At 73.1% G+C, this 10,070-nt stretch carries 9 protein-coding genes; 5 read left to right on the top strand and 4 right to left on the bottom strand.

The window, feature by feature from the left end:
- Positions 1-64 precede the first annotated feature (64 nt).
- Complete coding sequence (locus tag CCN44_RS23405; protein ID WP_086699256.1) at positions 65-2,248, bottom strand: MMPL family transporter; 2,184 nt, start codon at positions 2,246-2,248, stop codon at positions 65-67.
- Positions 2,249-2,601: 353 nt separating this feature from the next.
- On the opposite strand from CCN44_RS23405, the gene CCN44_RS23400 reads away from it, so the two are divergent.
- A complete protein-coding gene (locus CCN44_RS23400) occupies positions 2,602-3,423 on the top strand; it encodes a DUF1684 domain-containing protein (RefSeq protein WP_059247160.1) in 822 nt (273 codons plus the stop codon).
- A gap of 33 nt (positions 3,424-3,456) precedes the next feature.
- A complete protein-coding gene (locus CCN44_RS23395; protein ID WP_414820514.1) occupies positions 3,457-3,915 on the top strand; it encodes an alpha/beta fold hydrolase in 459 nt (152 codons plus the stop codon).
- A 419-nt stretch (positions 3,916-4,334) separates the two neighbouring features.
- Here CCN44_RS23395 and CCN44_RS23390 read toward each other — a convergent pair whose 3' ends face one another.
- A complete protein-coding gene (locus CCN44_RS23390; RefSeq protein ID WP_059247159.1) occupies positions 4,335-4,997 on the bottom strand; it encodes a ScbR family autoregulator-binding transcription factor in 663 nt (220 codons plus the stop codon).
- A 578-nt stretch (positions 4,998-5,575) separates the two neighbouring features.
- Between CCN44_RS23390 and CCN44_RS23380 the strand changes: the two genes are divergently transcribed.
- Together CCN44_RS23380 and CCN44_RS23375 are read left to right on the top strand one after the other, a co-directional pair.
- On the top strand, positions 5,576-6,676 hold the full coding sequence (locus CCN44_RS23380) for an MFS transporter (RefSeq protein WP_414820515.1): 1,101 nt from the start codon (positions 5,576-5,578) through the stop codon (positions 6,674-6,676).
- Positions 6,677-6,955: 279 nt separating this feature from the next.
- Positions 6,956-7,471: a GNAT family N-acetyltransferase gene (locus CCN44_RS23375; protein WP_086699251.1), complete on the top strand. Its 516-nt coding sequence runs from the start codon at positions 6,956-6,958 to the stop codon at positions 7,469-7,471.
- Positions 7,472-7,513: 42 nt separating this feature from the next.
- Here the strand turns inward: CCN44_RS23375 and CCN44_RS23370 are convergent, their stop codons facing one another.
- Complete coding sequence (locus CCN44_RS23370) at positions 7,514-8,131, bottom strand: sigma-70 family RNA polymerase sigma factor (protein WP_086699249.1); 618 nt, start codon at positions 8,129-8,131, stop codon at positions 7,514-7,516.
- 208 nt (positions 8,132-8,339) lie between these two features.
- On the bottom strand, positions 8,340-8,987 hold the full coding sequence (locus tag CCN44_RS23365; RefSeq protein ID WP_086699245.1) for a hypothetical protein: 648 nt from the start codon (positions 8,985-8,987) through the stop codon (positions 8,340-8,342).
- Between the two features lie 229 nt (positions 8,988-9,216).
- Between CCN44_RS23365 and CCN44_RS23360 the strand changes: the two genes are divergently transcribed.
- A complete protein-coding gene (locus CCN44_RS23360) occupies positions 9,217-9,996 on the top strand; it encodes a DUF1206 domain-containing protein (protein WP_086699242.1) in 780 nt (259 codons plus the stop codon).
- Positions 9,997-10,070: the final 74 nt, after the last annotated feature.

Genomic DNA, 10,070 nt, shown 5'->3' with positions numbered 1-10,070 from the left:
GACATGAAGAAGCCCTGCCGGGCCGTGCGGCCCGGCAGGGCTTCACCGATCGCACCGGCTGCGGCTAGCCGCGGCGCCCGGCGGGATCGTGGGCGGTGCTGCTCTGGTCCCCGTCACCGCGGACCGGCCCGGAACTCCCGGTTCCGGTGGCCGGTACCTCGGCCCGGTCACCATGGCCCGGCCACCAGGCCGCGTGGCCGATCAGGGCCGTGAGGGCCGGCGTGAAGAACATCGCCATGACGAACGCGGCCACCGCGATACCGAAGGAGACCGCGAAGCCCATCTCCGAGAGCAGCGAGTTGCCCGCGAGCATCATCGTGGCGAAGGTCGCCGCCAGGATGAAGCCGGCCGCGGCCACGGTCGGACCGGCGTGCCGGAGCGCCATGCCGGCCGCCTCGCGCGGCTCCCGGCCCTCACGGGCCTCCTCACGCAGCCGGGCGATCATGAGGATGTTGTAGTCGGTGCCGATCGCGACCACGAAGAGATACATGATCACGGGCAGCATGAACATCAGGCCCGAGTGCCCCTGCCCCTCCTGGAAGATCCAGACGGTGGCGCCGAGGGTGGCGCCGAAGCCGAGGCCCACGGAGGCCATCAGGTACCAGGGGGCGACCACACTGCGCAGCAGCAGCCCCAGGATGATCATGATCAGGACGGCGGCGACGGGGAAGACCGTCTTGTAGTCGTGGTTGACCGCCGCGTTGATGTCCTTGTAGATCGAGGACATACCGCCGACCAGCGCTTCGGTGCCGTCGGGCGCCTCGGAGTGCGCGACGTCGCGGACCCGGCCCACGGCATCGATCGCCTTGTCCGTGGACGCCTCGTACTTGAGGGTGACGGTGAAGTCCGCGGTGGTGCCCGCCTTGTTCACCTGGGTCATGCGGGCGTTGGCGACGCCGTCCACGGCACCGAGCTTCTGCGCGTACGCGTCGAAGGCCGCCTTGTCCAGCGGCTTGCCGTCGGTGCTGGTCAGGTAGACGTCGGTGGGGGCCGCCGCGCCCGCCGAGTACGCCTTCTGCAACTCGTCCTGGACGACCATCGACTCCTTGGTCTTGGGCATGGAGCCGGACGCCAGGTCGAAGGTGGCCTTGTAACCGAGGGTGCCGACCGACAGGACCAGCAGGATGAGACCGGAGACGATGGCGGTCAGCGCCGGGCGGCGCTGGACGCCCCGGCCGAGGGCGGCGAAGCGGGCGTTCTGCGGCTCCTTCTGCCAGGACTTCGAGGGCCAGAACACCTTGGGGCCGATGAGCGAGACCACGGCGGGGATCAGCGTCAGGCCCGCGACCAGGGTGGCGCCGACCGCGATGGCGAGCGCCGGGCCCATCTGCTTGAGGAAGCCCAGCGTGGACAGCACCAGGGCGAGGAACGCGATGATGACCGCGCCCGCCGCCGAGGCGATGGCCTCGCCGACCCGGTCGACCGCGTTGATCATGGCCTGCTTGGGTTCGTCGCCGGCGCGCAGACTTTCGCGGTAACGGAATATCAGGAACAGGAAGTAGTCCGTGCCCACACCGAAGAGCACGACGATCAGGATGGACGAGATCGAGCTGTTCGCCTCCAGGTCGAACAGCTTGGTGGCGTACGCGATCAGCCCGTTGGCGACGGCGGACACCAGGCCGATGAGCACCAGGGGCAGTACGGCGAGGATCGGCGCCCGGAAGATGATCAGCAGGGTCACCAGGATGATGACGAAGGTGCCGATACCGATCAACGCCTCGCCCCGCTTGGACGAGTCCTGCTGGTCGAGCGCCTGCGCGGCGGAACCGCCGAGCTTGACGTCGAGATCCGTGCCCTTGGCCAGCTTCTTGGCCTCGTCACGCAATTCCTTCGCCGCGTCGGCCTGTTTTGGCTGACCGGCGTTCTTGCTGTCCATCTGCACCAGGGTCATGGTGTACCTGCCGTCCTTGGACGGCTGGCCGGGGACGACCTTCTGCACCTGGTCGATGTGCTTCTTGCCCAGTTCGGAGGTGATCCGGGCGACATCCTTCTGGTCGGCGGCGGTGAGTTTGCCGCCGTCGGTGCGCTGGTAGAGCGCGATCGCGGACGGGGTGAAGGCGCTGGGGAACGCCTTCTCCTGGAGGTCCGCCGCTTTGATGGACTCGTAACTCTTGGGAAGAAAACTGCTCTCGTCACTGTTCGAGGGCAGGCTCGGAGCGGTGGCGACTATCGCCACCGCGGCAATCAGCCACGCCACGATCGTCCAAATGGGATGACGGACGACGGCGGTGCCTATTCGTCGGAACATGCGGAGGGTCCTCCTGAGAAGGAAGATCACCGCAGCCCGGGGAGCGGTCCCTGGCATCGGCGACCCCGACCGGCCCGGATCCAACGGGCCGGTCGCATGGTTGTCTTGACCTCACATCCTAGTGACCGCGAACACATGTCCTTTCACCGGACGCGCGTGGCCCGACCCGGGAATGTGAACCGGCCACATTTCCAGCCAAAAGCGGGGACGGACGGTGAACGGCCCGCCAACGGACGGCTGCGACACGGGAGATCGGGCGGAGAACACGCCGGCGGGCGGGATGAACCAGCGGGGGTACGGCCGTTGAACAACGCGCGGGACCCGACCGGCAGCACCGTACCGAGGGAGCGGACATGAGCGTCCAGGACATCGACCGGGCCGATTTCGTCAAGCGATGGGAGGAGTGGCACCGGGCCAAGGACGAGGAGCTGGCGGCGCCGCACGGCTTCCTCGCCGTCACCGGACTGCACTGGCTGGGCCCCGAACCGGCCCGCTTCGCCGACGCTCCCGGTGCCTGGTCGGCGACGGCCGACGGAGTCGTGGTCGACCTGGCCGAGGGTGAGGAACTGGACGTGGACGGCACGGCGGTGCGCGGCCGGTACGCGTTCGGCACCATCCCCGAGCGGGCCGGCCGGTACGCCGGCTGGGGCGACGCCGTGCTCGAGGTCGCCCGGCGCGGCGGCCACGACATCCTGCGCCCCCGCCACCCCGACAACCCGCTGCGCACCTCCTTCCGGTACACGCCCGCCTACGACCCGGACCCGCGCTGGGTGGTCACCGGCCGTTTCCTGCCCTTCGCCCAGCCGCGGCCCGTGGCGGTCGGTGCCGCCGTGGAGGGCCTGGAGCATGTCTACGACTCCCCCGGCCAGGTCGAGTTCGAGCTGGCCGGCGAGCGGCACCGGCTCACCGTGTTCCCCGCCAGCGCGCCCGGCAGCCTCATGGTGCTGTTCACGGACACCACCTCGGGTGTGACGACGTACGCCGCGAACCGCTCCCTTCGGATCGCCGCGCCCGGCCCCGACGGCATGGTCACCCTCGACTTCAACCGCGCCGTGAACCTGCCCTGCGCCTACACCGACCTGGCGACGTGCCCGCTGCCGCCCGCCGAGAACCGGCTGCCGGTCGCGATCGAGGCGGGCGAGCGGATCCCCTTGGAACGCGGCGGCCGGCCCTGACCCCGAGCCGGATCTGCCGGGATCTCCCAGCGTGTGGTGGTCCGGGACGGTGTCCGGCTGGTCTGCCGGGACTGGGGCGGAGCGGGGCCCGCCGTCGTGCTGTCGCACGGGATGGCCGGTCATGCGGGCGCAGGGGACGTGCCGGCACGGCGGCTGACCGACCGGTTCCGGGTGGCAGCGGTCGATCAGCACGGGCACGGGGCCGCCGAGCGGCATCCGCGTGACGTCTCGCGCGCGGCTTTCGTGGCCGACGTGATGGCGGTGGTGGCGGACCTGGGCTTGGACCGGCCCGTCCTGGAAAGCCAGTCGCGGGGTGGTCCGAACCCGGGGGACCCCAGGAGATCGGTGCCTGGCTCGACTCGTGGCCGGTCCCGTTCCCCTCGCGCGAGGCGGCGGTCGCCTTCTTCGGCGGCGGGCCGGTGGGTGCGGGCTGGGCGGCGGGTCTGGAGCCTCACGAGGGCGGTTGGCGCCCTCGGTCCGACCGTGACGTGATGGTCGGCGCTCGCGGAGAACGCCCGGCGCTCGTTCCGGTCCGCGCGGCGGCGGGGCGCCTGCCCGACCCTGGTCGTGCCGGCCCGGTCGAGCTTCGTCCCGGCGGCGGACGACCCGCTGTACAGCCGCAGTTCGGCGGCCGGCATCGCGCCGGTCGGGCCGCACCCGGCAATGATCACGTCGGTGTCGTGCGGAGAGTCGACAGGTGTTGCCCTTCGGGAGCGCCTTCTTGGCGAGGCGCTCCCGGTGACACCTACGTCAATTCGGGCGGTGTCACGGTCCGACGCAAGCTACCGGCCCGGGCGTCACCCGGCGGCGGTCCGGCGTAAACCGTCTCAGCGGTTTGCTACGGGCCCGCACACCGGCCCGTGGCGTCGCGTGGCGGCGGTCGTGCCCGGAGCCGGGCGGGCCGGTCGGTGTCAGCCGGGGACGCCGGCGAGGGACGCCGACTTCTCGTGGACCTCGGCGATCACACGGGCACCCCGGTCCGGCGCGGTGTCCAGCCGGACCAGGACGGCCGGGGCGGCGATCGCGGGGAGGATGTGGTCGTACAGCGCCGACATACGGTCGTCCAGGTCGGCCCAGCCGGCCACGGCCTGGGAGACGAACTGCACGCCGATCCAGGCGCCGAGGAAGACCTGGGCGGTCTCCTCGGGGACGACGTGCGGGAGCACCTCGCCACGCTCCTTGGCCTCGGTCAGGACGCACGAGGTCAGCCGGGCCCAGGCCGGCCAGGCACTGCCGAGGACGTCGTGGCCCTGGAGGTCGGCGGAGAGCCGGACACCGGCGAGCAGGATGGGCTCCTGGGGCAGCCGCTTGGCCAGGGTCATGCCCGCGTCCACCCACTCCTGGAGCTTCAGTTCCCGCGGCAGGTGGTACTCGGTCCGCATCTGCTCCTGCAGCACGCCCCGGGCGAGGGCCGCCTTGGAGTCGAAGTGGAAGTACAGGGCGCCCTTGGTGACGCCGGCCCGGTTGAGGATCTCGGCGATGGTGGCGGCCGCGTAACCGCGCTCCGCGAAGACGGCCGCGGCGGCCTCCAGAACAGCGCGTCGGGTCCGGACAGCTCGCTCCTGCTGAGCCATGGACCCTCCCCCAAGCTGAAAATTAAACCAAACAGCTCGTACCATACCGCACGGAAGGTCAACGGGAAGGCGCTCCCAGGGGGTTGGCGGACAGTTGGCACATGCGCCTGGCACACCACGTCCCGCGCCGGGCCGGTGAGGCGGCCGGGCTCAGTCGGCCGCCCGGACGAAGACCGGCTTGAGGAGCTTCTCCGGCAGCGCGGTCGGCAGGTGCTCCCAGTCGATGACGTGGGAGACGCCAGCACCAAACCCTCGGGGCCTCCTCCGCGGAGAGACCGGCCGCGGCCAGGACCGTCTTCGTCACGTCCGCGATCTGGCCGGCCTTGCGGCGCTCGGGCAGCGCTCCCTGAGGGAAGGTGACCCCCACCAGGAAGCCCGGCGCGCCGTCCTCGGCGGTGGTTTGGGGGTCCTCCGGCGGGCAGGGGGTCGCAATTCGGTTGCGGTGGGGCCGGTGTGGCCGGTGAGGTGGCTCCATGGGTGGTGCCACGGAGCAGGCGCGGTGGACGAGGGCGGCCCGGGAGCGCGGGGTCGCGGCGCGGCCGGCCGCGTGGCGCAGGTGGGCGGTGCTCGCGGCCCTGATGCTGGCCGCCTTCACCTTCAACACCGCCGAGAGCCTGCCGATCGGCCTGCTGGAACTGATCTCCGAGGGGCTCGGGGTGTCCCTGTCGGCGGTCGGGCTGCTGGTCACCGGGTACGGCGTGACGGTGGCCGTCGCCTCGCTGCCGCTCGCCCACGCCCTGCGGTCGGTGCCCCGACGTCATGTGCTCACGGGACTGCTGGCGGCGCTGGTCGTGTCCAGTCTGGTCGCGGCCCTGGCCACGTCGTACTGGCTGCTCCTCGCGGCCCGGCTGCTGACCGCGCTCGCGCAGGCCCTGTTCTGGGCCGTGGCGGGGCCGGTGGCGGTGGGCCTGTTCGCACCCGAGGTGCGCGGGCGTGCGGCCGGGGCGCTGTCGGTCGCCGGTTCGCTCGCCCTCGTGCTCGGTGTGCCCGCCGGGACCTGGCTGGGCGGGCAGAGCGGGTGGCAGCTGCCGATCGCCCTGCCGGCCGTGCTGGGGCTGGTCTCCCTCGTGACCATCGCTGTGCTGTTGCCGGTCTCGCGTCCGGACGAAGCGCCCGCCGCCTACGCGCCCCGGCCCGACGCCCGCCGGTTCGGGACCGTGCTGACGGCGGGGTTCCTCTCCGCCACCGGGGCGTTCGCGGGATACACCTACCTCGTGTCGTTCCTGGGCGTCGTGAGCGGGTTCCCGCCGAGCACGGTCAGCACCCTCTTCGCGGCCTTCGGCGCCGCGTGTCTGGCCGGGGTGAGCATCACGGCGGCGCTGCTCGACCGCTTCCCGCACACCGCGTTGCCCACGGCCGTGGCCACCCAGGCCGTGGGCATGCTCGGCCTGTACGCGGCCGGCGACCACCCGGGGGCGGCGGTGCTCTGCCTGGTCCTGACGGGCGGTGCGCTCGGGCCCGTTTTCATGACCGCCCAGAACGCGATGCTGCACTGCGCACCGGGCCGCACGGACCTCGCTCTCGCGGCGAACTCCGGTTGCTACAACGCCGGTATCGCGGCGGGCGCCGCGCTCGGCGGGCTGGTCCTGCCGCTCGCCGGCGTGCGGGGCACGTTCCTCGCCGGCGGACTGCTGACCGCCGCTGCCTGCGCGGTGCTGCTCGGCGGGCGTCGGCGGTGACGCGCCGGAAAGCGTGCACGGTCGCGCGCCGGTGGGCGTCCGCGGTCGCGTGCCGGGTCCGGGTCCGGGTCCGGGTCCGGGTCCGGCCGAGCAAAATCCTTTGCGCCGGCCGGGACACGGTTGCTACGGTCGCGCCGGCGCGAGAGACGCGTGATCACGGGACGAGGAGGTTGATGAATATGGCCGTCGTCGGCCGTCCTCAGCATGCCCTCGTCCGGTCCGCCTGACAGCACAGCAGCGCAGCGCGGGCCGGTCGTTCCCACGACCAGGAGTGATCACATGTCCACCGCTTCTTCCCCCGCCCCCGCGCAGCTGACCACCGCTCGCCTCGTCCTCAGGCCCTGGACCGGCGCCGAGGCCGCCGCGGTCCTCGCCGACACCAGGTCGGCGCGGTGGGCGGACGACTTCCCCGCCGAGGGAGACCGCGTCATCGCCGCGCTCTTCGCGCAGCACCCGGCCTGGCTCGGCGAGCACGGCCACCGGCTGATCATCGAGCGCGACAGCGGCTTGGTGGTCGGTTCCATCGGCCTGTTCTGGCCGCCCAGCGAGGGAACCGTCGAGATCGGCTACGGCGTCGTGGCCTCCCGCCGCGGCCGGGGCTACGCCGCCGAGGCCGCCCGGGCCCTGGCCGACTTCGCCCTCACCGCACCCGGTGTCCACGCCGTCGTCGCCGGCGTGGAGCTGTCGAACCCGGCCTCCCTGCGCGTCCTGGAGAAGGCGGGCTTCCGCCGGTCGGGCACCGAGGACGGCGTGGCCCGCTTCATGCTCACCAGCCGGGACCGCTCCGGGCAGTGAACCCCGCGGGGCCGGCGGCGGATGTGCCGCCGGCCCCGCCGGTCAGGCGGCCAGTGCGGCGGCGGGCTCCTCGGCCGCGTCGAGCAGGCCGATCAGCGTCGCCCGGGCGCGAGCCACCCGGGAGCGGACCGTGCCGACCGGACAGTCACTGACCTCGGCCGCCTCCGCGTAGGGCAGGCCGAGCAGCTGGGTGAGGACGAACGCCTCCCGGCGCTCGTCCGGCAGCCCGGCCAGCAGGTCGAGCAGGGCGACGCCGTCGTCGAATCCGGGCAGGCCCCGCGGCTGGGCCGACTCGGCGGCCAGCTGCCAGTCCGCCACGTCGGCCGGCCGGGGCCGGGCGGCGGCGTGCCGGTAGCTGTCCGTCACCGCCCGGCGGGCGATGGACAGCAGCCAGGTGCGCGCCGAGGAACGGCCCTCGAAGCGGTGCAGGCTGCCGAGGGCGCGCAGGAAGGTGTCCTGGGCCAGGTCGTCGACGGCCTGGGGATCGGCGCAGAGGTGGGCGACATAGCGCTGGACGTCGCGGTGCAGGGCGCGGACGAAGTGCTCGACCGCGTCCGTGTCACCGCCGCGGGCGGCCAGCGCCCACGCGGTCGTGGACTCGTCGGCGGCCGCCGACGGGTCGGAAGCGGTCCGTGGTGCGGGCAGGACAGGAGTGATCACCTGGTGTCCTTCTCGGGTCGGCCGTGACCGGACCGGGGGCATGCCGGAGCGCGCGAGGTCCGGTGCGTGAGGAGACGGCCCTACGTCGCGCGCACGGGCGGCGCGGACGGCTCTCCGGCGCGCCCCGCGGACGAGTGCTGCGGCGGGTGCGCGGACGTACGGCCGTGGACCAAGGCGCTCAGGGGCGGCCTCGGTGTACCGGCTGTCTTCAGACGACAGCGGTCCCCACGGGCGGCCCGCGCGAGGTGATCGCGTGGATGAGCAGGGCGAGGCTCGGCGCCCGGTCCGAGCGCGGCCGGCGCGGGCGGTGGTCCGGGCGGCCGGTGGCCACGGGTACGGCCAGCAGCAGCCGCAGCGGCGCGGCCAGCCATCCTGCCACGGTCCGCAGGATGCGGAAGGCGGCCTGCTCGCCGTACGCCAGCCACAGTCCGGTGAGGCACGCGGCCAGCAGGTGGGCGGCCGTCATCCCGGACACCGGCCAGCCGCCGGAGCCCATGGAGTGCCCCATGTTCCCCATGTGCGCCATGTGCGCCATGTCCATGCCGCTCATGTCGCTCGGCATGCCCGTGGGCCGCGAGAACAGGGGTGCGGGGCTCGCGGAAGCGGACTGGGCGAGGGAGAACGCCGAGTGCAGGGCCGTCTGGGCGGCGACCACGAGCGGGACGATCAGCGCGGGGCCCCGTTCCCTGCCGGTCAGGCACCAGCCCGCGCCGCCGGTGGCGGCGAGGCCGGCGGCGAGCGCCCAAGCGGCGACGTCGCGGCCGGACATCAGGACGTGCCCCAGGGCGGCGAGTACGACACAGACGGCCGCGAACACCGCGGCCCGCACCGTGCGCACGCCCCACCCTGCTGCCATGGCGCCCCATCCTCGCATCCCGGCCCCGGTCGTCATGCGGAGGTACGGAAACTACCCCTCCCGGCACTCAACAAGTCCTGGGGAGCATCGGTACGGCGGCACACGCCCGCCCCGCAGGTCGGCGGCAGGTGTCAGGGCGGGGCACGGGGGCATTCGGCGGTGTATGGACGCACGGTCATGGGCACTGCGAGGACGGTTCGGGGCGCGCCGGGCGGCGGACAGCACGGCCATGGCGGCGGCGGCCCGGGCGGGCTTCGCGGCGCGTGGGCTGATCTACGTGCTCGTGGCGGTCATCGCTCTGCAGGTCGCCTTCGGCGGTGACGGCGGCGGGAACCAGGCCGACCGCGGCGGAGCCCTGGGTGAGCTGGCCCGACAGCCGTTCGGGTCGGTGATGCTGTGGGTCGTGGGCGTCGCGCTCGCGGGCATGGCGGTGTGGCGGCTGTCGGAGGCGGTGTTCGGCGGGGTGGGACCGGACGGGTCCAAACTCTCCCGGCGGGCGGCGTCCCTGTTCCGTTTCGCCTTCTACTGCTTCCTGTCCTACTCGGTGCTCGCCTACGCGGCCGGAGACCGGGGCAGCGGCAGCGGGTCCTCCGACCGGCAGACCGACGACGTCACCGCCCGCATCCTGGAGTGGCCCGGCGGCCAGTGGATCCTCGGCGTCGCGGGGGCCGCAGTGGTGATCGCCGGGCTGTGGATCTCGGTGCGGGCCCTGCTCAGGACGTTCCGCGAGGACCTGCGGACCCACGCGATGTCCGCCCGGACCCGGCGGGTCGTCGAGGCCCTCGGGGTGACCGGCGGTACCGCACGTGGTGTCGTCTTCGCCGCGGCCGGTGTGTTCGCCCTCGTCGCGGCCGTCCAGCACCAGCCGGGGAAGGCCCGGGGCATGGACGACACGCTGCGTGCGTTCCGGGACCTGCCGGCCGGGCCCTGGATGCTCGCTCTGGTCGCGCTCGGCCTGGCCGCGTTCGGCGTTTTCTCCTGGTGCAACGCGCGCTGGCGCAAGGTGTGACCCGGCGGATGCCGGCGGCGCCGCGCGTCGCGCCCGCGCCCTGATTTGCGCGGCGCCGCCGGCATCCGCCGGGT

This window comes from Streptomyces tricolor, assembly GCF_002155905.1.
Classification (GTDB): Bacteria; Actinomycetota; Actinomycetes; order Streptomycetales; family Streptomycetaceae; genus Streptomyces; species Streptomyces tricolor.
The sequence above is the reverse complement of the archived record's forward strand: the minus strand, read 5'-3'. Positions and strand labels throughout refer to the sequence as shown.